This window comes from Arthrobacter sp. NEB 688, from assembly GCF_013201035.1.
Classification (GTDB): Bacteria; Actinomycetota; Actinomycetes; order Actinomycetales; family Dermatophilaceae; genus Phycicoccus.
Window position 1 is genome coordinate 3,810,804 of the sequence record NZ_CP053707.1, and the last position, 21,478, is coordinate 3,832,281.

The 21,478-nt window shown below is 75.3% G+C and carries 20 protein-coding genes; 7 read left to right on the top strand and 13 right to left on the bottom strand.

Annotation, left to right across the window (positions count from 1 at the left end):
• Positions 1-64: 64 nt before the first annotated feature.
• The 5 genes from HL663_RS17890 to HL663_RS17910 all read right to left on the bottom strand — a co-directional run bounded on the left by HL663_RS17890 (position 65) and on the right by HL663_RS17910 (position 4,814).
• Positions 65-1,162, bottom strand: coding sequence for an adenosine deaminase (locus HL663_RS17890; RefSeq protein WP_173029632.1), 1,098 nt, complete (start codon positions 1,160-1,162; stop codon positions 65-67).
• The gene (locus tag HL663_RS17895; RefSeq protein ID WP_173029633.1) at positions 1,162-2,451 is read right to left on the bottom strand and encodes a thymidine phosphorylase; all 1,290 of its coding nucleotides are present in this window, start codon (positions 2,449-2,451) and stop codon (positions 1,162-1,164) included. Before HL663_RS17895 ends, HL663_RS17890 begins: the two co-directional genes overlap by 1 nt.
• A 114-nt stretch (positions 2,452-2,565) precedes the next feature.
• On the bottom strand, positions 2,566-2,922 hold the full coding sequence (locus tag HL663_RS19260; protein WP_216842777.1) for a cytidine deaminase: 357 nt from the start codon (positions 2,920-2,922) through the stop codon (positions 2,566-2,568).
• A 50-nt stretch (positions 2,923-2,972) separates the two neighbouring features.
• Positions 2,973-4,190: an amidohydrolase gene (locus HL663_RS17905; RefSeq protein WP_216842622.1), complete on the bottom strand. Its 1,218-nt coding sequence runs from the start codon at positions 4,188-4,190 to the stop codon at positions 2,973-2,975.
• Positions 4,191-4,286: 96 nt separating this feature from the next.
• The gene (locus HL663_RS17910; protein WP_173029635.1) at positions 4,287-4,814 is read right to left on the bottom strand and encodes a GbsR/MarR family transcriptional regulator; all 528 of its coding nucleotides are present in this window, start codon (positions 4,812-4,814) and stop codon (positions 4,287-4,289) included.
• 54 nt (positions 4,815-4,868) lie between these two features.
• Between HL663_RS17910 and HL663_RS17915 the strand changes: the two genes are divergently transcribed.
• Together HL663_RS17915 and HL663_RS17920 are read left to right on the top strand one after the other, a co-directional pair.
• The gene (locus tag HL663_RS17915; protein ID WP_173029636.1) at positions 4,869-5,783 is read left to right on the top strand and encodes an ABC transporter ATP-binding protein; all 915 of its coding nucleotides are present in this window, start codon (positions 4,869-4,871) and stop codon (positions 5,781-5,783) included.
• Complete coding sequence (locus tag HL663_RS17920; protein WP_173029638.1) at positions 5,780-7,378, top strand: ABC transporter permease; 1,599 nt, start codon at positions 5,780-5,782, stop codon at positions 7,376-7,378. Before HL663_RS17915 ends, HL663_RS17920 begins: the two co-directional genes overlap by 4 nt.
• A 61-nt stretch (positions 7,379-7,439) precedes the next feature.
• Here HL663_RS17920 and HL663_RS17925 read toward each other — a convergent pair whose 3' ends face one another.
• Positions 7,440-9,089 carry a hypothetical protein gene (locus tag HL663_RS17925; protein ID WP_173029639.1) on the bottom strand — a complete coding sequence of 550 codons (1,650 nt, stop codon included), beginning with the start codon at positions 9,087-9,089 and terminating at the stop codon, positions 7,440-7,442.
• 151 nt (positions 9,090-9,240) lie between these two features.
• Positions 9,241-10,317 (bottom strand): mannose-1-phosphate guanylyltransferase, encoded by a 1,077-nt coding sequence (locus HL663_RS17930; protein WP_173029641.1) that lies wholly within the window; start codon positions 10,315-10,317, stop codon positions 9,241-9,243.
• A gap of 89 nt (positions 10,318-10,406) precedes the next feature.
• On the opposite strand from HL663_RS17930, the gene HL663_RS17935 reads away from it, so the two are divergent.
• Positions 10,407-11,588, top strand: coding sequence for a glycosyltransferase family 4 protein (locus tag HL663_RS17935; protein ID WP_216842623.1), 1,182 nt, complete (start codon positions 10,407-10,409; stop codon positions 11,586-11,588).
• An 18-nt stretch (positions 11,589-11,606) separates the two neighbouring features.
• Here HL663_RS17935 and HL663_RS17940 read toward each other — a convergent pair whose 3' ends face one another.
• Both HL663_RS17940 and trpS read right to left on the bottom strand, forming a co-directional pair.
• Positions 11,607-12,119, bottom strand: a complete 513-nt coding sequence (locus HL663_RS17940) for a 2'-5' RNA ligase family protein (RefSeq protein ID WP_173029642.1) — start codon at positions 12,117-12,119, stop codon at positions 11,607-11,609.
• A gap of 9 nt (positions 12,120-12,128) precedes the next feature.
• Positions 12,129-13,163: a tryptophan--tRNA ligase gene (gene trpS / locus HL663_RS17945; RefSeq protein WP_173029644.1), complete on the bottom strand. Its 1,035-nt coding sequence runs from the start codon at positions 13,161-13,163 to the stop codon at positions 12,129-12,131.
• 33 nt (positions 13,164-13,196) lie between these two features.
• Here trpS and galK point away from each other — a divergent pair, with 33 nt between their 5' ends.
• Positions 13,197-14,354 carry a galactokinase gene (gene galK / locus HL663_RS17950; RefSeq protein WP_173029646.1) on the top strand — a complete coding sequence of 386 codons (1,158 nt, stop codon included), beginning with the start codon at positions 13,197-13,199 and terminating at the stop codon, positions 14,352-14,354.
• 88 nt (positions 14,355-14,442) lie between these two features.
• Here galK and HL663_RS17955 read toward each other — a convergent pair whose 3' ends face one another.
• Together HL663_RS17955 and cysD are read right to left on the bottom strand one after the other, a co-directional pair.
• Complete coding sequence (locus tag HL663_RS17955; RefSeq protein ID WP_173029647.1) at positions 14,443-15,684, bottom strand: sulfate adenylyltransferase subunit 1; 1,242 nt, start codon at positions 15,682-15,684, stop codon at positions 14,443-14,445.
• Positions 15,684-16,595, bottom strand: a complete 912-nt coding sequence (gene cysD, locus HL663_RS17960; RefSeq protein WP_173029649.1) for a sulfate adenylyltransferase subunit CysD — start codon at positions 16,593-16,595, stop codon at positions 15,684-15,686. The genes HL663_RS17955 and cysD overlap by 1 nt, the downstream gene beginning before the upstream one ends.
• A 109-nt stretch (positions 16,596-16,704) precedes the next feature.
• Between cysD and cysC the strand changes: the two genes are divergently transcribed.
• From cysC to HL663_RS17975, 3 genes are read left to right on the top strand one after another with little or no spacing between them, the layout of a single operon-like run.
• The gene (gene cysC / locus HL663_RS19265; RefSeq protein ID WP_216842624.1) at positions 16,705-17,859 is read left to right on the top strand and encodes an adenylyl-sulfate kinase; all 1,155 of its coding nucleotides are present in this window, start codon (positions 16,705-16,707) and stop codon (positions 17,857-17,859) included.
• Positions 17,852-18,847 (top strand): sulfite exporter TauE/SafE family protein, encoded by a 996-nt coding sequence (locus tag HL663_RS17970; RefSeq protein ID WP_216842625.1) that lies wholly within the window; start codon positions 17,852-17,854, stop codon positions 18,845-18,847. Before cysC ends, HL663_RS17970 begins: the two co-directional genes overlap by 8 nt.
• The gene (locus tag HL663_RS17975) at positions 18,844-19,608 is read left to right on the top strand and encodes a 3'(2'),5'-bisphosphate nucleotidase CysQ (protein ID WP_173029650.1); all 765 of its coding nucleotides are present in this window, start codon (positions 18,844-18,846) and stop codon (positions 19,606-19,608) included. The genes HL663_RS17970 and HL663_RS17975 overlap by 4 nt, the downstream gene beginning before the upstream one ends.
• Before the next feature lie 28 nt (positions 19,609-19,636).
• Here HL663_RS17975 and HL663_RS17980 read toward each other — a convergent pair whose 3' ends face one another.
• Positions 19,637-20,434 carry an exodeoxyribonuclease III gene (locus tag HL663_RS17980; protein WP_173029651.1) on the bottom strand — a complete coding sequence of 266 codons (798 nt, stop codon included), beginning with the start codon at positions 20,432-20,434 and terminating at the stop codon, positions 19,637-19,639.
• 43 nt (positions 20,435-20,477) lie between these two features.
• Positions 20,478-21,440 carry a WD40/YVTN/BNR-like repeat-containing protein gene (locus tag HL663_RS17985; RefSeq protein ID WP_173029653.1) on the bottom strand — a complete coding sequence of 321 codons (963 nt, stop codon included), beginning with the start codon at positions 21,438-21,440 and terminating at the stop codon, positions 20,478-20,480.
• Positions 21,441-21,478 lie beyond the last annotated feature (38 nt).

Consider the following 21,478-nt stretch of genomic DNA (forward strand, 5'->3'; position numbering starts at 1 on the left):
CCGCCGCCCGACGCACCATCCTGCGGCGCGTCGGGCGGCGGAGCTCGCAATGAGTGGGGGTCGGTCAGGCGCCGAGTGCCGCGTAGCCCGGCTTGACGACGTGCTCGATCAGCTCGAGCCGCTCGTCGAACGGCAGGAACGAGGACTTCAGGGCGTTGATGGTCGCCCAGCGCAGGTCCGCGAGCGTCCAGCCGGCCTCGTCGACGAGGAGCTGCATCTCGCGCGACATCGACGTGCCGCTCATGAGCCGGTTGTCGGTGTTGACCGTGACCCGGAAGCGCAGGCCCTTGAGCAGCGTGATGGGGTGCGCGGCGATCGACTCCGCCGCCCCGGTCTGCAGGTTCGAGGAGGGGCACATCTCCAGCGGGATGCGCCGGTCGCGCACGTAGGCGGCGAGGCGACCGAGCGAGACCGAGCCGTCGCCACCCACCTCCACGTCGTCGACGATGCGCACGCCGTGCCCGAGCCGGTCGGCGCCGCACCACTGGATGGCCTCCCAGATCGACGGCAGCCCGAAGGCCTCGCCCGCGTGGATCGTGAAGTGGGCGTTCTCGCGGCGCAGGTACTCGAAGGCGTCGAGGTGCCGGGTGGGAGGGAACCCCGCCTCGGCCCCGGCGATGTCGAAGCCGCCGACGCCGTCGTCACGGTGCGTGACGGCCAGCTCGGCGATCTCGCGCGAGCGCGCGGCGTGCCGCATCGCCGTGAGCAGCGCGACCATCCGGATGGGCGTGCCGGCGGCCGCGGCCTCCGCCTCACCCTCGCGGAAGCCGGCGAGCACCGCCTGCACGACCTCCTCGAGCGCGAGCCCGCCCTCGATGTGCAGCTCGGGCGCGAAGCGCGACTCGGCGTAGACGACCCCGTCGGCCGCGAGGTCGAGCGCGCACTCACGGGCGACGCGCGTCAGCTGCTCGCGCGTCTGCATGACGGCGACGGTGTGCGAGAACGTCTCGAGGTAGCGCTCGAGCGAGCCCGAGTCGGCGGCGTCGCGGAACCAGGCACCGAGCGCCTCGGGGTCGGTCGTCGGCAGGCCGTCGTAGCCGGACGCGGCCGCGAGCTCGACGACCGTCGCGGGGCGCAGGCCGCCGTCGAGGTGGTCGTGCAGGAGGGCCTTCGGGGCGCGGCGGACGACCTCGGCGGTCGGCGCGGCGGCAGCGGTGGCCATCAGGCGATCCGGTCGATGACGACGGACCCGGGGGTCTGCGCGGTGCCACCCTCGACGACGTCGATGCCGCCGTCGAGCGCCTCCTCGGCGCGGGCGAAGCGCTCCGGGGTGTCGGTGTGCAGCGTGAGCAGCACGTCGCCCTCGCGGACGGTGTCGCCGGGCTTGGCGTGGATCTCGATGCCGGCGCCGGCCTGCACCGGGTCCTCCTTGCGGGCGCGACCGGCGCCGAGGCGCCAGGCCGCGACGCCGACGGCGTAGGCGTCCAGGCGGGTCAGCGTGCCGGACGCGGTGGCCTTCACCTCGTGGGTGTGCGCGGCGGTCGGCAGCGGTGCGTCGGGGTCGCCGCCCTGGGCCGCGATCATCCGGCGCCAGACGTCCATCGCGCGCCCGTCGGTGAGGGCCGCTCGCACGTCCTGGCCACCGCGGCCGGCCGCCTCGAGCATCTCCTCGGCCAGGCGCACGGTCAGCTCGACGACGTCCTCGGGGCCGCCGCCGGCGAGCACCTCGACCGACTCGCGGACCTCGAGCGCGTTGCCGGCGGTGAGGCCGAGCGGCGTCGACATGTCGGTGAGCAGCGCGACGGTCGTGACACCGGCGTCGGTGCCGAGGTCGACCATCGTGCGGGCGAGCTCGGTCGCGTTCTCGCGGGTCTTCATGAAGGCGCCGGAGCCGACCTTGACGTCGAGGACGAGCGCGCCGGTGCCCTCGGCGATCTTCTTGCTCATGATCGAGGAGGCGATGAGCGGGATGGCCTCGACGGTGCCGGTGACGTCGCGCAGCGCGTACAGCTTCTTGTCGGCGGGGGCCAGGCCCGAGCCGGCGGCGCAGATGACGGCGCCGACCTCGTCGAGCTGGCGCATCATCGCCTCGTTGCCCAGGCCCGCCTGCCAGCCGGCGACCGACTCGAGCTTGTCGAGGGTGCCGCCGGTGTGGCCGAGGCCGCGGCCCGACAGCTGCGGCACGGCGACGTCGAAGACGGCGACGAGGGGCGCGAGCGGGAGGGTGATCTTGTCGCCGACGCCACCGGTCGAGTGCTTGTCGGCCGTCGGGCGCGAGAGGGAGGAGAAGTCCATCCGCTCGCCGCTCGCGATCATCGCGGCGGTCCAGGTGGAGATCTCGCGGCGGCTCATCCCGTTGAGGAGGATGGCCATCGCGAGCGAGCTCATCTGCTCCTCGGCGACGACCCCGCGGGTGTAGGCGTCGACGACCCAGCGGATCTCGTCGTCGGAGAGCTCGCGGCGGTCACGCTTGTGGACGATGACGTCGACGGCGTCGAAGGCTTCGGTCATCCGCCCATCATGGCAGGCGGGCGGGGCCCTCCAGAACGGCCCCGGGTGACCGCTGCAGGGCCGTCGTCTCGTCGAGATCTGCCGACCCGCGCGGGTCCGGTGGACCGTCGACGGTCAGGGGCGGCGGGTCGCCAGGTCGTCCGGGCCGAAGGCCTGCGGCAGCACCTGCTCGAGGGTGTGGATGCCCTCGGGCGTCTGCAGCAGCGTGCTCGCGGTCCCGTTCTCCCACAGCAGCTGTCGGCAGCGGCCGCACGGCATGAGGGTGTCGCCGCGGCCGTCGACGCACCAGACGGCGGTCAGCTTGCCGCCGCCCGTGGCGTGCAGGGTCGAGACCATGCCGCACTCGGCGCAGAGCGTGACGCCGTAGCCGGCGTTCTCGACGTTGCAGCCGGAGACCATCCGGCCGTCGTCGACCCAGCCGGCGACGCCGACGGGGAACTCGCTGTAGGGGCAGTACGCGAGGGTGGTCATCCGGACCGCCTCGACGCGCAGCGCCTCCCAGTCGACCTCGGCAGCAGCGGTCACGACTCCTCCTTCATGTCCTGGCGGCGCGCGTCGAGCCCACGGACCACCGCGGCGGTCGCGAGCAGCCGCGCCCCGAGGGCGACGGCCCGCTCGTCGACGACGAGGTCGCCCTGGTGCAGGTCGTACGTGGGGCCGCCCGGCGTGCGGGTGCCCAGGCGCGCCATCGCGCCGGCGCAGTGGTCGAGGTACCACGCGAAGTCCTCGCCGCCGAGCGACTGCGCGGTCGGCACCGGGGTCAGCCGACCCGCGAGCGCGCCGCGCCGCAGGGCCGAGATGCCGTCCGCGGTGTTGACGACCGGGGGCACCCCCTTGACCCGCTCGACCTTGGCCTGCACGCCGTAGGGCTGGACGACGCCGTGGACGATCTCCTCGAGCAGCGGCCCGACGCTGTGCCAGGACTCGGCGTCGAGCATCCGCAGCGTGCCGCGGCACTCCCCCGAGGACGGGATGACGTTGGCGACCCGGCCGGCCTGCACGCTGCCCCAGACGAGGGCGGCGCCGGTGCGCGGGTCGAGGCGGCGGCCGAGCACGGCCGGCACGTCGGTGATGACCTTGGCGAGCGCGAAGACGAGGTCCTCGGTCAGCTGCGGGCGCGAGGTGTGGCCACCCCGCCCGTGCAGCGTGATGTGCACCTGGTCGGCGGCGGCGGTGAGCGCACCCTCGCGCAGGCCCACCTGGCCCACGTCGATGCTGGGGTCGCAGTGGACGGCGAAGACCGAGTCGACGCCCTCGAGCGCGCCGGCGGTGATCGCGTCGAGCGCGCCGCCGGGCATGACCTCCTCGGCGGCCTGGAAGACCGCCCGGACCGCGATGCCGCGGTCGGTCAGCGCGTCCTCGACTTCGTGCAGCGCGAGCACCGCGCCGACGAGGGCGGCGGTGTGCACGTCGTGGCCGCAGGCGTGGCAGACGCCCTCCGTGCGCGAGCTCCACTCCAGCCCGGAGCGCTCGCGGACCGGCAGGGCGTCCATGTCGGCGCGCAGCGCGATGCGGTGCACGGGCTCGGGCGCCCCGAGGTCGGCGAGGACGCCGGTGCCCGGGAGCAGCCGGACGGCGACGCCGGCGGCGTCGAGCCGTCGCGCCACGGACTGGGTCGTGCGCGTCTCCTCGCGGGACAGCTCGGGGTGGGCGTGGAGGTCCCGCCGCAGGGCGATGAGCTCGGGTGCCAGCGAGGTGATGCGTTCGCCGAGGGCGGCGAGGAGGGCATCGTCGTTCATCAGAGGACCGACTGTACCGCCGCGCGGCACCCCGCCCGGCCCGAACCCGCCGAACCGCCGTGTCGGTCCCGCCCTCCGGGACGCGGCGGCGCGCGGTCAGCCGCGGACGGCCGCCCGACCGGCCTTGTGCCGCTCCCAGCGCTCGGCCATCTGCTCCATCTCCGCCATGACGAACTCGAGGAACTCGACCGAGAGCTGGAGGCGCTCCCCCGCGCGCGTGCCCGCACCGACGGCGTCGCGGCCGGCGGCGAGGGCGAGGACGAGCGGCCCGTAGACGCTCTCCTTCTGCACCATGACGTCGTGCCACGCGTCGTCCTGGACGACGTAGACGTCGCGGCGGCCGCCCCGCTCGCGCTCGCGGCGGACCATCCGGACCTGCGTGAGGAAGCGGACGGCGCCCGAGACCGCCGCGGGGCTGATGCCGAGCAGCGCGACGAGCTGGGCGGAGGTCAGCCGGCCGTCCTCGGTGGCGAGGAGGGCCGCGAAGACGCGGGCGGGCTGCAGCTGCATCCCCAGCTCGGCGAGCGTCGCGCCGATGCGCTCGGCGACCGCGGCGTCCGGGAGTGCGGCCTCCACGAGCGCGGCGTCCGGCGGGGCCGCAGCGGAGGGGTCGGGGGTCGCCATGCGTGGAACATTACAACATTCACATACTTCTGAAACCGGGGTAGCGTGGTCGAGGTGACCACCGCCATCGCCGTCACCGGCCTCCGGAAGTCCTTCGGCCGCACCACCGCTCTCGACGGCCTCGACCTCACCGTGCGCGAGGGCGAGGTCCACGGCTTCCTCGGGCCCAACGGCTCGGGCAAGTCGACGACGCTGCGCATCCTCCTCGGGCTGCTGCGGGCCGACGGCGGACGGGTCGAGGTGCTGGGCCGCGACCCGTGGCGCGACAGCACCGACCTGCACCGCCGCCTGGCCTACGTCCCCGGTGACGTCGTGCTCTGGCCGACACTGACCGGCGGCGAGACCATCGACCTCCTCGGGCGGCTGCGCGGCGGCCTCGACGAGGACCGGCGGCGCCGGCTCGTCAGCGCCTTCGAGCTCGACGAGACGAAGAAGGGCAAGGCCTACAGCAAGGGCAACCGCCAGAAGGTGGCGCTCGTCGCGGCCCTCGCGAGCGACGCCCCCCTCCTCGTGCTCGACGAGCCCACCGCCGGCCTCGACCCGTTGATGGAGCAGGTCTTCCAGCACGAGCTCGAGGGGCTGCGCGAGCGCGGGGGGACCGTGCTGCTCTCGAGCCACGTCCTCAGCGAGGTCGAGCGCGCGTGCGAGCGGGTGAGCATCGTGCGCGCCGGGCGGGTCGTCGACGCCGGCACCCTCGCCGAGCTGCGCCACCTGACCCGGACCTCCGTCGAGGCCGAGCTGCGCGACGCGCCGACGGCCGCGGAGGTCGGGCGCTGGCCCGGCACCCACGACGTCGTCGTCGAGGGCACGTCGCTGCGGCTGACGGTCGACCCCGACCACCTCGACGCCCTCGTCGCCGCCCTCGCCCCGCGCGGGGTCACGGGGCTGACCTGCCGGCCACCGACCCTCGAGGAGCTCTTCCTCGCCCGCTACCGGGCCGACCCGCACCCGGAGGAGGTGCCGGCGTGAGCACCCGGCTCGCCGGGCTCGACCGGCTCCTGCGGCTGGCCCTGCGCCGCGACCGCGTCATCCTGCCGGCCAGCGTCCTCGGCCTGGTCCTGCTGTCGGTCGGGTCGGCGCAGGCGACGCTCGCCCTCTTCCCCGACGACGCCTCCGCGGTCGCGGGCCTCGCCGACGTCGTCGGCAACCCCGCCGTCGTCGCGATGTACGGCCCGATCAGTGCGGCCGACGCCGACGCCCTCGCCGTCTTCAAGACCGTGATGATGGGCGCCGTCCTCGTCGCCGTGCTCGCCGTCGTCCTCGTGCGCCGGCACACGCGCACCGAGGAGGAGGAGGGCCGCCTCGAGCTCGTCGGCGCCGGCGCGGTCGGGCGGTGGGCTCCGCTCGCGGCGGCCGTCGTCGTCGCCCTGCTCGGCGTCGTCGCGGCCAGCGGCCTGTCCGCCCTCGGCCTCGTCGCCCTGGGGATGGACCCCGCCGGGTCGCTGGCCTTCGGGGTCGCCTGGGCGACAGCGGGTCTCGCGTGGGTCGGCATCACGGCCACCGCCGTGCAGCTGGCGTCGACCACCCGGGGCGCGGGAGGCCTGGCCTTCGGCGCGCTCGGCGCCGCGTTCGTGCTGCGCGCCGCCGCGGACTCCGTCGACGGCGGGGTCGTCCACGCGCTCGGCTGGCTCTCGCCGCTCGGGTGGTCCGGCCGCGTCGAGCCCTACGGCCGCGACCGCGCCTGGGTCCTCCTGCTCGGGCTCGGCGTGCTCGTCGTCGGCGTCGCGGCCGGTCTGGCGGTGCTCGGGCGTCGCGACCTCGGCGCCGGCGTGCTGCCGCCGCGCCTCGGCCCGGCCCGCGCCGCGCGTCGCCTCTCGGGGCCGGTCGCGCTCGTCGCCCGGCTCGCCACCGGCACCGTCGTCGGGTGGGTCGTCGGGATGCTCGTCGGCGGCGTCGTGCTCGGCTCGCTGCTCGGCGCGGTCGGCGACCTCACGGCCAACCCCGCGATGGCCCGCTTCCTCGAGGCGCTCGGGGGGTCCGCGGGCACCATCGAGGACGTCTACCTCGCGAGCGAGACCCGCTTCCTCGCGGTCGCCGTCGCCGCGGCCGGGGTGGCCCTCGTCCTGCGCCTCGGCGCGGCCGAGCGCTCGGGGATCGGCGAGTCGGTGCTCTCGACGGGCACCAGCCGGCTGCGCTGGTACGCCGCGCACGTCCTCGTCGCGGTCCTCGCGACGACGCTCTTCCTCGTCGTCGTCGGCGCGACCGTCGGGCTCGTCGGGGCCCGCGCCAGCAGCACGGCGCCGGGGTTCTGGGCGGCGCTCGGCGCGTTCGTGTCGACGCTGCCGGCGGTCTGGGTGCTCGTGGGCGTCGCGGCCCTCCTCGTCGGGGCGCGACCCCGGACGGCGCCCCTGGCCTGGGGCCTGCTCCTCGTCGGCTTCGTCGTCGGCGAGCTCGGCCCGACGATGGACCTGCCCGGCTGGCTCGTCGACGCCTCCCCCTTCGCCCACCTCGGCCAGCTGCCCGGCGGCGAGTTCGCCGCCCTCGCCGCGGTGGTCATGACCCTCCTCGGGGCGGGCCTCGCGGCCGCCGGGGCGCTCGCCTACGACCGGCGCGACGTCGCCTGACGCACGCGACCCCGCCCGGCGGCTGCCGGACGGGGTCGTGCGGTCGTGCGCTCGGACCGGGTCAGTCGGTCGTGACGCGCAGGCGGGTGTGCAGCGTGTCGCCCTCGGGCCACACCGACATCCCGACCGCGGCGAGCGGCTCGAGGTTCTTCGCGGCCTCGGGGTCGCTCTCGGCGAGCTTCGCGAGCCAGTTGTCGCGCCCGTCGACGTCGAGGTAGAACGCGGCGACCGCGGTGTCGGCGTGCGGGACGACCGAGCGGAAGGCCTCCTGCGAGCCCAGCCGGCCGCCCGTGGCGACGCTCGTGCGGTAGTCGGCGTTCGGCCCGACGACGACGGTGTCGTGGCCCGCCTGCGTCGTCGCGAGGAGCTCGCCGATGCTCGGGTCGAGCGCCCCCAGCCGCGAGAGCACGTCCTGGATGCCGGTGGGGTCGCCGGTCACCTTCGCCGCGACCGGAAGGGCGGCCGGTCCGGCGGTGTCGAGCGTCGCCGGGTCGAAACCGCCACCGAGCGAGAGGACCGTGCTCGTGCCGAAGAGCGTCTCGAGGTCACCGGGCGCGTCGAGGCCGGTCGCCATCTCGATGGTGGAGTAGAGCTCCTCGACGTCCATGCCGGACTGGGCCGACATCTGCGCCGCCTGCGACTCGAACCACCCGGTGCCCGGGCTCACCGCGAAGGCCGCGAGGGTGTCGTCCGGCAGGGCGGCCATCGAGGCCCCCGCACCGGTGCCGAGCATCGCGCGGGTCGCGCCGTCGACACCGCTCGCGCCCTCGAGCTCGAGGCCGCCGCCGGCGAAGCGGAGCGTCATCGCGCCACCGGTGAACTCGTCGTACTGCGCGGTGGCGGCGTCTAGCCCACCCAGGTCCTCGCCGAGGTCGAGCGACTCGACGAGCGAGCGGATCTGGCTGCCGGGCTTGGGCGCGAGGTACATGGTCACGAGGCCCTGGTCGCCGACGGCGCCGGTCCACTCGGTGAAGTCGCGAGAGCCGGCGAGCGTCGTCTTCGCGGCGGCGTCGGCGACGCGGGTCGCCGTGTCGGCGTCCTTCGCCACGTAGGCCCAGCCGTCGCGGACGACCCAGGTGGGCGTCAGCCCGTCGGTCTTCGCCGCGTCGTCGTTCTCGGCGCAGGCGAGGAGCTTGAGCATCCCGCGGCCCGCGGCCTCGTCGTCGGACACCTGGACGACGCCGACCGGCACGGAGTCCTCCCCGATCGTGACGCCGGCGACCGCGGCGCGCTGCCCGAGCCACGGCGTGACGTCGCGGGCGGGGTCGAGGTTGGCGCACTCGTCGTCGGAGAGGACGAGGTCGGTGAGCGTGGTCCCCAGGTCGGACTTCTCCGAGACGCCCTTCGAGGTCAGGCCCGGGAACTTCGAGAGCGTGCGCAGCGCCTCGACCTTCTGCCCGGCCCCCGGGTCGAGGTCGACGGCGGCGTAGGCGAAGGTCGTGCCGGGCAGGACGTCGGCCGGGCGGTCGCCGCCCCCGCCGAGGGCCGTCCAGGCCCAGGCGCCGGCTCCCCCGACGGCGACGAGCGCGGCGACCCCGCCGATCGCGAGGCCGCGGCCGAGGCCCCGGCGCGGGCCGGGCTGCTCGGTGACGACCGGCTCGGACGGTGCGCCGGCCTCCGCGGGCTGACCGTCGAAGGTCTCGTGCGCGGGCAGGCCGAAGGACCGCTCGGGGCCGCGGAGCGGGCCGGACGGTGGGACGGACGACGACATGGGACTCCCCCTCGGTGGGCACCCCTCGCGGGGTGCGGGCTCGGTGGCGCGACCGCCCCCAGGCGGCCGCGCCGGAGCGCACCCTATCCACGGGTGGCGACGGGCGGTAGGGGTCCGGGCCCCGGGTCGGCCGAACGGGTGACGACCGAGGTCAGAGCAGGTCGGTGCGGCCCTGCGCCCGCAGTGCGTCGACGACCGCCTTGACCTCCTGGGCCCGGGCCCGCGTCGTCACGAGCAGCGCGTCGGGGGTGTCGACGACGACGACGTCGTCGAGGCCCACGACGGCGACCCGCCGGCCGCTGCCGGGCACGACGACGCCCGAGCCGTCGAGGACGGTGACCTCGGCGCGGTCGCCGAGCACCGCCGTGCCGTCCTGCACCGGGAGAAGCCCCGACAGGCTCGCGAAGTCGCCCACGTCGTCCCAGCCGAACGGCGCCGGCACGACGACGACCCGGCCGGCCGCGGCGGCCGGCTCGGCCACGGCGTGGTCGATGGCGATCCGCGTCAGCCCCGGCCACACCTCGTCGAGGCGGTCGGGCTCGGCCGCGACCTCGCGCAGGCCCGCGGCGAGGTCGGGGTGCCACTGCGCGAGGAGGTCGAGCAGGACCGACGCGCGGACGACGAACATCCCTGCGTTCCACCGGAACTCACCGGAGTCGACGTAGGCACGGGCGCGGTCGGCATCCGGCTTCTCGACGAACTCGACGGCGTGCAGCGCGGTCGGGAAGCCCTCGAGCGGCGCGCCGGCGCGGATGTAGCCGAACCCGGTGGCGGGGTGGGTCGGCTCGACCCCCAGCGTCACGAGGTGGCCCTCGCGGGCGACGTCGACGGCCTCGCGCACGGCGGCCCGGAAGGCGTCGGCGTCCGGGATGACGTGGTCGGCGGCGAAGGAGCCGATGACGGCGTCGGGGTCGGTGCGCTCGACGACGGCGGCGGCGAGGCCGATGGCGGCCATCGAGTCGCGCGGCGCCGGCTCGGCGAGGACCCGACCGGCGGGCAGGTCGGGCAGCTGCGCGCGGACGGCGTCGGCGTGCGCGGCGCCCGTGACGACGACCGAGCGGTCACCGGTCAGCGGGGCGAGGCGGTCGAGGGTCGCCTGGAGCAGCGAGCGCCCGCCGCCGGTCAGGTCGAGCAGGAACTTCGGGTGGCCGGCGCGGCTCAGCGGCCAGAGCCGGGTCCCGGCCCCTCCCGCGGGGACGACGGCCCAGAACCCGGGGATCCCATCCATGGCGCCGAGGCTATCCCGTCACCCGACGGTCACCGGACACGAACCCGCCCGTCGCCGGCCCGTCGCCCGGGCGGCGGACGCTGGGGGTCGTGCGCATCGTCGTCGTCACCGAGTCCTTCCTCCCGACGCTCAACGGCGTCACGACCTCGGTCTGCCGGGTCGTCGAGTGCCTCGCCGCGCAGGGCCACCGCGTCTCGGTCGTCTGCCCGCGGCCCGCGCCGGCCGAGCACGCCGGCGTGCCGGTGCACGCCGTCCCGTCGCTGCCGGTCCGCGCCTTCCCGACCGGGCTGCCGTCAGGCGCCGTGCGCGACGTCCTCGAGGAGGTCGCGCCCGACGTCGTCCACGTCGCCTCGCCGTTCGTCCTCGGTGCCCGGGCGCTGCGCGAGACGGCGCGGCTCGGCATCCCGTCGGTCGCGGTCTACCAGACCGACATGCCGAGCTACCTCGCGCAGCACGCGCCCGGACCGGTCGGGGCCGGTGCCTCGCAGGCCGCCTGGCGCTGGGTGCGGCGCGTCCACGGGCTGGCCGACCTCACGCTCGCCCCGTCACGGCAGACGATGTCCGAGCTCGCCGCGCACGGGGTGCCGCGCACCGCCCGGTGGGGGCGCGGCGTGGACGCCCGGCTCTTCCACCCGGGCCGGCGCGCCGCGGTCACGGCAGCGCGGCGCGAGCTGGCGCCCGACGGCGAGGTGCTCGTCGGGTACGTGGGCCGGCTGGCGCCCGAGAAGGAGCTCGACCGGCTCGCCGCCGTCGCGCGGGTCCCCGGGACGCGCCTGGTCGTCGTCGGCGACGGCCCCGACCGCGCGCGGACCGAGACGCTGCTGGCCGAGGCGGTCGCGAGCGCGCCGGGTCGCGCCGTCCGCCCGCCCGTCTTCCTCGGGGCCCGCTCGGGCGAGGCGCTGGCCGACGCCTACGCGCTGCTCGACGTCTTCGTGCACACGGGCACCCGCGAGACCTTCGGCCAGACCCTGCAGGAGGCGCACGCGAGCGGCCTGCCGGTGGTCGCCCCCGCGCGCGGCGGGCCGCTCGACCTCGTCGACCACGGGCGCACCGGGCTGCTCGCCGACCCCGACCGACCCGCCGACCTCGCCGCCGCCGTCGCCTCCCTCGTCGCCGACGCACCGCTGCGCGAGCGGATGGGACGGGCCGGGCGCGCGTCCGTCGAGGGGCGCACCTGGGCCGGCGTCACCGCCGAGCTCGTCAGCCACTACGAGAACGCCGTCGAGATCCGCCGGCGCAGCCGCACCCCCGGCTCCCGCCGCGCCGCCTGACCGCGGCCGACCGACCGGTCAGCCGCCGAGCGGGATCGACCGGATGACGCGCCAGACGCCGTCCGGGTCGTGGTGGTAGAGCTCGATGCTCGCGACGGTGAAGGAGCACCGGAAACCGGCGAGCCCCTCGAAGGCCCGGTCGAGCGAGGCGTCGTCGAGGTGGTGGGCGATCGTCACGTGCGGATGGTACGGGAAGTCCAGCGTCCGCTCGACGGGCCCACCGCGCACGGCGCGCTCCAGCTGCTCGCACGAGCCGATGCCCTTGGACACCTGCACGAACACGACGGGCGAGACCGGCCGGAAGGTCCCGGTGCCGGAGAGCACCACCTCGAACGGCTGCACCGCACGGCACACGTCCTCGAGGTGCGCGACGAACGCCGCGTGGTGCTCCGGGGGCACGGCCGTGGGCGGCAGCAGGGTGACGTGCGGCGGGATGGCGTCGGCCATCGGGTCGCCGAACCCCGCTCGGGCGGACTGCAGCTGCTCACCCCACGGCTCCGGGATGGTGACGGCGACACCGTGGACGGGCACGAGCCGGCCTCAGCGCGCGGCCGGCAGCAGGCCGACGGCGTCGCGGACGCGGGTCATCGTCGCGGCGGCGACGACCGCGGCGCGCTCGGCGCCGCGGGCGAGGATGCGGTCGAGCTCGGCGGGGTCGTCGAGCAGCTCGCGCATCCGCTCCTGGAAGGGGGTGAGCGCCGCGACGACGACGTCGGCGACCTCCTTCTTGAGGTCGCCGTAGCCACGACCGGCGAACGACGCGGCGACCTCCTCGACCGGCGTCCCGGACAGGACCGAGTGGATGACGAGCAGGTTCGAGACACCCGGCTTGTGCTCCGGGTCGTAGCGGACCTCGGCCTCGGTGTCGGTCACGGCCGAGCGGATGTTCTTCGCGATCCGCGCCGGGTCCTCCATGAGGTCGATGAGCCCCTTGGCCGACGAGCCGGTCTTGCTCATCTTCGCCGTCGGGTCCTGGAGGTCCTGGATCTTCGCGGAGCCCTTGACGATGTACGGCTCGGGGACGACGAGCGTGTCGCCGAAGCGGGTGTTGAAGCGCTCCGCGAGGTCACGGGTGATCTCGAGGTGCTGGCGCTGGTCCTCGCCGACCGGCACGAACGCGGCGTCGTACATGAGGATGTCGGCGGCCATGAGCATCGGGTAGGTGAACAGCCCGACGTTGGCGTTCTGCCCCTTGGCGGTCTTGTCCTTGAACTGCGTCATCCGGCTGGCCTCGCCGAAGGCGGTCAGGCAGTTCATGACCCAGCCGAGCTCGGCGTGCGCGGTGACGTGGCTCTGGCAGAAGACGGCCGAGCGCTCCGGGTCGACCCCGCCGGCGATGAACTGCGCGGCGGTGGTGCGGGTGCGGCGGCGCAGCACCTCGGGGTCGGTCGGGACGGTCAGCGCGTGGAGGTCCGCGACGAAGTAGTAGGCGTCGAAGTCGTCCTGCAGCCCCACCCAGTTGACGAGCGCCCCGAGGTAGTTGCCGAGGTGGAGCGAGTCGCTCGTCGGCTGCATCCCGGAGAGGATCCGGGGGCGTGCGGCATCGGAGGGGGGCTGGGTGGGCATGGCCCCCATTGTGCCCTGCCCCTCCTCCCTAGACTCACCCGCATGACCAGTGCCGCCACCACCCACCGCGACGTCCACGGCTCGGCGCCGGAGGGCGTCTGGTCGGCTCCGGGACGGGTCAACCTCATCGGTGAGCACACCGACTACAACGGTGGCCTCGCCCTGCCGATCGCGCTGCCGCAGCGCACGACCGCCGCGGCGTCGGCCCGCGCCGACGACCTCCTGCGGGTGCACTCGGTGCAGACCGGAGAGACCGTCGAGGTCGACCTGGGCACGGTCGGGCCGGGCTCCCCCGACGGCTGGGCGGCGTACGTCGCGGGCGTCCTCTGGGCCCTGCGCGAGGCCGGCCACGCCGTCCGCGGGATGGACGTCACGGTCACGAGCGAGGTGCCGCTCGGCGCCGGCCTGTCGAGCTCGGCCGCGCTGGAGTGCGCCGTCGGCGCCGCGGCGAGCGACCTCTTCGGCCTCGACCTCCTCGGCGACGACGCCGCCCGGGCCCGCCTCGCCACCGCCTGCGTCCGCGCCGAGAACGAGGTGGCCGGCGCCGCCACCGGCGGGATGGACCAGTCGGCCGCCCTGCTCTGCCGCCCCGGCTCCGCGCTGCTGCTCGACTGCCGCGACGGCTCGACCGAGCACGTGCCCTTCGACCTCGAGGCCGCCGGGATGGTCCTGCTCGTCACCGACACCCGGGCCGCGCACGCGCTCAACGACGGCCAGTACGAGAAGCGCCGGCGGGCCTGCGAGGCCGCGGCGGCCGAGCTCGGGGTCGACACCCTGCGCGAGGTCGACCCGGCCGGGCTCGACGCGGCCCTGGCCCGCCTGTCCACCGACGAGCTCCGCAAGCGCACGCGCCACGTCGTCACCGAGATCGAGCGGGTGCGCGGGACCGTCGCGGCCCTGCGGGCCGGTGACCTCGACGAGGTCGGCCGCCTCTTCGCCACCTCGCACGCGTCGCTGCGCCACGACTACGAGGTCAGCTGCGACGAGCTCGACGTCGCCGTCGAGGCGGCCGAGGGGGCCGGCGCCCTCGGGGCGCGGATGACCGGCGGCGGCTTCGGCGGCTCGTCCATCGCCCTCGTCCCGGTCGACGCGGCCGACGACGCCGTCACCGCCGTGCGCGCGGCGTTCGGGGCCCGCGGGTGGACGGAGCCCGTGTGCTTCACCGTCACCGCCGGGGGGCCGGCCGCGCGCGACGCCTGACGTCCCCGGGGCGACCGACACCCCACGACGCCGGACACGACGGAGGGCGCCCCACGACCGTGGGGCGCCCTCGCGTGCGTGGTGGGCCCTAGTTCGTCATCCCCGCGCCGACGGTCGAGCCGGTGGCCTCGTCGATGAGGATGAACGAGCCCGTCGTGCGGTTCTGCTCGTACGGGTCGACGAACAGCTGCTGGGTCGTCCGCAGCCGGATGCGCCCGATCTCGTTGAGCCCGAGCTCACCCGCCTCCTGGTCGCGGTGCAGCGTGTTGATGTCGAGGCGGTACTGCACGTCCTTGACGAGCGCCCGCGCCGACCGCGTCGTGTGCTTGATGGCCAGCTTCTGGCCGGGGCGCAGCGGCTCGCGGGTCATCCAGCAGACCATCGCGTCGACGTCCTGGGTGGGCTCGGGCGCGTTGCGGACGCGGCAGATCATGTCGCCGCGCGAGACGTCGAGGTCGTCCTCGAGCCGGACCACCACGGACATCGGCGGGAAGGCCTCGTCGACCTCCTTGTCGTACAGGTCGATCCCGGCGATGCGGCTCGTCAGCCCGCTCGGCAGGACGAGCACCTCGTCACCCGGCTTGAGGACGCCGCTGGCCACCCGGCCCGCGTAGCCGCGGTAGTCGTGGTGGTCGTCGGACTTCGGGCGCACGACGTACTGCACCGGGAACCGGACGTCGCGCAGGTCACGGTCCGAGGCGATGTGCACGTTCTCGAGGTGGTGCATGAGCGAGGAGCCCTCGAACCACGGCATGTTCTCGCTGCGAGTCACGACGTTGTCGCCCTGGAGCGCCGAGATCGGGATGACCGCGAGGTCGGGCACGTTGAGCCGCTGCGCGAACTGCACGAACTCCTGGCGGATGCGGTTGAAGGTCTCCTCGTCCCAGTCGACGAGGTCCATCTTGTTGACCGCGAGGACGAGGTGCGGGACCCGCAGCAGCGAGAGGATGACCGCGTGCCGGCGCGACTGCTCGGTCAGGCCCTGGCGGGCGTCGACGAGCACGAGGCCGAGGTCGGCGGTCGAGGCGCCGGTCACCATGTTGCGCGTGTACTGCACGTGCCCCGGGGTGTCCGCGATGATGAACTTCCGCTGCGGGGTGGCGAAGTAGCGGTAGGCGACGTCGATCGTGATGCCCTGCTCGCGCTCGGAGCGCAGGCCGTCGGTGAGCAGCGCGAGGTCGGTGTAGTCGAAGCCCTTGGTCTTCGACGTGGCCTCGACGGCCTCGAGCTGGTCCTCGAAGATGGCCTTGGAGTCGAGCAGCAGGCGACCGATGAGGGTCGACTTGCCGTCGTCGACGGAGCCGGCGGTGGCGAACCTGAGCAGGTCCATCAGAAGTAGCCCTCCTTCTTGCGGTCCTCCATGGCGGCCTCCGAGAACCGGTCGTCGCCGCGGGTGGCGCCGCGCTCGGTGACGCGGGCGACCGACACCTCCTCGACGATCTCGGCGAGCGTGCTCGCCTCGCTCTCGACGCAGCCGGTGAGGCTGAGGTCGCCGACGGTGCGGAACCGGACGGTGCGCTCCGTGACGACCTCGCCGTCACGGCAGGGGTTGGCCGGGTGCTCGCTGAGGAGCATCCCGTCGCGCTCGAAGACGCGGCGCCGGTGCGCGAAGTAGATCGAGGGGATCTCGACCTCCTCCTGCTGCAGGTAGTGCCAGATGTCGAGCTCGGTCCAGTTCGACAGCGGGAAGATCCGCATGTGCTCGCCGGCGTGCAGGCGGCCGTTGTAGAGCGACCACAGCTCGGGGCGCTGGTTCTTGGGGTCCCACTGCCCGAACTCGTCGCGGTGCGAGTACACGCGCTCCTTGGCGCGGGCCTTCTCCTCGTCGCGCCGGCCGCCGCCGAACGCCGCGGTGAAGCCGTAGGACTCGATGGCGTCGAGGAGCGTGCCGGTCTGCAGGCGGTTGCGGCTGGTGCGACCGTCGTCGACGACGACGCCCTTCGCGATCGCGTCGTCGACCGAGGCGACGATCATCTGCGCGCCGAGCCGCTCGACCCAGCTGTCGCGGGTGGCCAGCACCTCGGGGAAGTCCAGGCCGGTGTCGACCTGAAGCAGCGGGAACGGCAGCCGCGCCGGGTAGAAGGCCTTCTCCGCCAGCCGGAGCATGACGATCGAGTCCTTGCCGCCCGAGAACATGAGCACGGGGCGCTCGAGTTCCGCGACGACCTCGCGGAAGATGTGGATGGACTCGGACTCGAGCTCGTCGAGCTGGGACAGCCGGTAGTCGGCATGGGTCTGCACGGGTGGGGAACCTTCCGTCACGGGCACCCGGCCGACCCTACCCGCGGGCCCCTGTCCGCCGTGGGCGGATCCTGCACGTCGGACACCTCCCTCGGGGCAGACTGTCCCGGTGACCGCCGCGCTGCCGACGATCTGCCCCCCGCGGGCCGACCTCGACGACCTCGTCCTCCTGCGTCGGGGCCTGTACGGCAGCGATGCCCGGCTCCGTCCCCTGCCCGTCCCCGACGAGGTCCGGGACGCCGCGCTGGCCGCCGGCGGGCTGGTCGTCGTCGACCCCGAGGGCGTCCCCGTCGTGCGGCTGGAGACCCTCGAGCCGGCCGGCGACGGCGTCGTCCTCGGCGAGCCGCACTGGCTCGGGTGGCCCTCGAGCCGCCCCTTCGAAGCGCTGCACCCCGACGCGCCGACCGACCTGTCGCACACCGAGGTCGTGCTGGTCGCGGGCCCGGCCGACGTCCCCGCCACCGTCCCGGACGGCGCCGTCGTCCTCGCCCTCGTCTCGACCTCGCTCGACGGGCCGGCCGACGCGGTCGACACCGTCCGGGCGGCCGTCGCCGCGACGGGCGACCGCTCCCGGGTGCTGGTCCTCCCCCTGCCCCCCGGTGACGCGGACCGCCGCCGCCGGCTGCTCGCGACCCTCGGCGTCGACGACGCGCCCGGGGCCACCCCCGCGGACGCGGCCCACGGCGACGACCGTTCCGGCCCCTCCGAGGACCCCGACGGCCACGGCGGCGTCGTCCTCTTCCTCACCGGCTTCTCCGGGTCCGGCAAGTCCACCGTCGCCCGGGCCGTCGCGACCCACCTGGTCGAGGACGGTCGCGCGCTCACCCTCCTCGACGGCGACGTCGTCCGGCGCAGCCTGACCGCCGGCCTCGGCTTCAGCGCGGCCGACCGCCGCACCAACGTCCTGCGCATCGGCTGGGTCGCCGCCGAGGTCGCGCACCACGGCGGCCTCGCCGTCTGCAGCCCGATCGCCCCCGAGGACGAGGTGCGCCGCCAGGTCGCGGAGCGCGTCCGCGAGCGCGGCGGGCGCTTCGTCCTCGTCCACGTCTCGACCCCGATCGAGGAGTGCGAGCGCCGCGACCGCAAGGGCCTGTACGCCGCCGCCCGCCGGGGCGACATCCCGGACTTCACCGGCATCTCCGCCCCGTACGACGTTCCAGCCGAGCCCGACCTGCGGCTCGACACCACCGGCCGGGAGGTGCAGGAGTGCGCGGAGCAGGTCCTCGCCCTCCTGCGTCCCTCCGAGGGGAGCCACCGTGCTTGACGCCCTGTTCACCACCGACGCCCTGGCCGTCCTCGTCGTCGCCCTCGGCGTCGGCGTGGTCGTCGGCCTGACGGGGATGGGCGGTGGCGCCCTCATGACGCCGGCGCTCGTCTTCCTCGGCATCCCGCCGACCGCCGCGGTCGCCAACGACCTCGTCGCGGCCGCCATCAACAAGTCGATCGGGGCCGCGGTCCACACCCGGCAGGGCTCCCCCGACCTGCGCCTGGCCGGGATGCTCGTCGTGGGCTCGGTCCCGAGCGCCCTCGTCGGGGCCTGGCTCGTCGGGCAGCTCGGCTCCGGCGAGGAGGCCCAGGAGACGCTGCGGCTGGCCATCGGCGTCACGCTGCTGTTCACCGCGGCCACGTACACGGCGCGGGTCTACGGCACGACGTTCCTGGACTGGGGCGGACGCAGCGACTCCGGCCGCACGGCCAAGCTGGTGCCGACGATCATCGTCGGCGCCGTCGGCGGGTTCCTCGTCGGCCTGACGAGCGTCGGGTCGGGCTCGATCATCATGATCTCGCTGCTCCTGCTCAACCCCGGCATGTCCGTCAAGCGGCTCGTCGGCACCGACCTCGTCCAGGCCGTGCCGCTCGTCATCGCCGCGGCCATCGGGCACGTCGTCGTCACGGGCGTCGACTGGTCCGTCCTCGTCCCCCTCGTCGTCGGCGGCGCCCCCGGCACGTTCGTCGGGGCGCGCCTGGCCGCCCGCGTCCCGTCGCAGGCGGTGCGCCGCGGCATCGTCATCGTCCTCACGCTGACCGGCCTCAGCCTGCTGCGCGTCCCGCCGCAGGGCGTCGGCGCCGCCGGTGCGGCCCTGCTCGTCCTCGGCCCGCTCGCGTGGGCGCTGCTGCGCGTCGGTCACGGGATGCCCGCCTTCCGCGGCTCCGGGTCGAGCAGCCCCGACATCCAGACCTCTCCCCTGCCCGGGGACGACCCACCCCCGGGCCGTCCCGACCACCCCTCCGACGAGAAGAGCACCCGGTGACCACCGCCGAGCACCCCGACCGTGACGACCACGACGTCGCCGCCCACGTCGCCGAGCAGGCGGGCGAGCTCCTCCTCGCCCTGCGCGCGGAGCACGCCGACCTCGAGGGCCAGGAGCTCAAGGACCTCGGCGACCGCCGCTCGCACGAGCTGATGGTCCGCCTGCTGCACGAGCTGCGCCCCGACGACGCCGTCCTCAGCGAGGAGGGCGCCGACGACCCGGTGCGCCTCGCCGCGTCGCGCGTCTGGATCGTCGACCCGCTCGACGGCACCCGGGAGTTCTCCGAGCGCCCGCGCGACGACTGGGCCGTGCACGTCGCCCTCTGGCAGGACGGCGAGCTCGTCGCGGGCGCCGTCGGCATCCCCGCGCGCGGGGTCGTGCACCGTATGGACCGCCCCGCCGAGCTGCCGGCGCGCCCCGACGGCCCGGTGCGGCTCGCGGTGAGCCGCAGCCGCCCGCCGGCCTTCGTCGTCGCGCTCGCCGAGTCCCTCGGCGCCGAGCTCGTCGGGATGGGCTCGGCCGGCGTCAAGGCGATGGCCGTCGTCGACGGCACGGTCGACGCCTACGTCCACGCGGGCGGCCAGTACGAGTGGGACTCCGCCGCACCGGTGGCCGTGGCCCTCGGCCACGGTCTCGCGCCGACGCGCGTCGACGGCTCGCCCCTGGTCTACAACCGCGAGAACCCGTGGCTGCCCGACCTCGTCGTGGCCCGGCCCGAGGTGCTCGCCGAGGTGCGCGAGGCGCTCGACCGGCTGGCCTGAGCGCCCGCTCCGGTCGACGGGCCGGAGGTCAGATGGCGTACTCGACGAGCACGGCCGCGTGGTCGCTCCAGCGCTCGGCGTACGTCGCCGCGCGACCGACCGACGCGGCGACCGCGCGCTCGGCCAGGGGCGCGGTGGCCAGCTGGTAGTCGATGCGCCACCCGGCGTCGTTGTCGAAGGCCTGCCCGCGCCACGACCACCACGTGTACGGCCCGGGGCCGGGCCCGTGGAGGCGGCGGGTGACGTCGACGAGCCCGTGCTCCTGCGCCCACCGTGTCAGGTGCGCCTGCTCGTCGGGGAGGAAGCCGGCCTTGCCGCGGTTGCCCTTCCAGTTCTTGAGGTCGTCCGCGGTGTGGGCGACGTTGAGGTCGCCGGTCAGCACGGCCAGGCGCCCGTCGGCGGCCCAGCCCTCGACGCGGGTGCCGACGGCCTCGAGGAAGCGGTACTTCTCGTCCTGGCGCGGGGTGCCGGCCTGCCCGGTGTGGACGTAGGCCGACGCCACGGTGACGACCTCGCCGCCGACGACGACGTCCGCCTCGACCCAGCGCCCCGCCCCGTCGAACTCCTTGCCGACGTCGGTGCGCACCTCTTTGACCGGGTGCCGCGAGAGCACGGCCACGCCCGCGCGCCCCTTCGCGCTCGACGGGCTGTGCGCGACCTCCCACGCGGCGAGCGGCGTCCCGGCGAGGGCCGCCCGCAGCTGGTCGTCGTCGGCCCGCACCTCCTGGAGCGTGAGGACCTCGGCCCCGCTCGTGGCGAGCCAGTCGACGCCGCCACGGCGGTGCGCGGCCCGGATGCCGTTGACGTTGACGGAGGCGACGATCATGCCCACCAGTCCACCATCCGGGGACCGGTCCGACGGCAGGGGGTCAGTCCCGCGGCCACTGCCCCGTCACGGCGAAGTCAGCGGTGGCGAGGTCGGTCGTGCCCGCGCGCAGCACCGAGTCCCCGGCGACCAGCCAGGCGCCCTCGGCGTCCAGCGAGAGACCGACCCGGCCGGCCCGGGGCCGTTCGTCCCCCACGCACTGACCGTCACCGATCTCGCCGTCGGCCACCACGAGCACGCGCACCCCGTCGCACCCGTCGTCGAGCGCGGCGAGCGCGCCGACCCCGGGGCCGGTCAGGGCCAGGGCGGCCAGACCGTCGACCGAGCCGGCGGTGCGCCACGAGGCGCCGCCGTCGTCGGTCGAGCGCAGGGTCCCGTCCGAGCAGGCCACCGACGCCACACCATTGCCCAGACCGGCGAGGTCGAGGACCTCGGCGGACCTGCGGCACGGGGTCCCGGTCTCACCCCCCGGGACGTGGACGAGCGTCGGGTCCTCCGGGTCCCGACCCCAGGCCGTGGCCGCGGAGCGCGGCTCGGACCAGGACGCGGCGGAGTCCGCGGTGTCCCAGAGCCGGAAGGCGCAGTCGTCGTCGCCGCCGACGGCGAACGCCCGCTCGGCGTCGGCGGGCCGCAGGCGGGTCAGGCCGCCCGGGGCCGTCTCCGTCGACCACCGCCGACCGCCGTCGGTGCTGACGTGCACCGCGCCCGGGTCGCCGCAGCGTCCGACGTCGAGGGCCCAGACGACGGCGCCGTCCACCCCCGCGATGACGCGCACGGCGGGGGCGACCGCAGGACGCGACGCCTCGGTCGTCTCGGTCGACGGGGACGGCGTCGGGCGACGGCTCGGGGTCTGCGACGGCTCGACCGTCCGGCTCTCGGAGCCGCCGGACGGGGCAGGCGTGCCGGAGGCGGGAACGGCGACGGAGCGCAGTGCGAGCACGACGAGGACGAGGTCGACGACGAGGAACGCCACCAGCCCCGCGGTGAGAAGGCTCCGGCGGTCCATGGGTCCCAGCATTCCCGAGAGTCCCTCCAGTCACAACG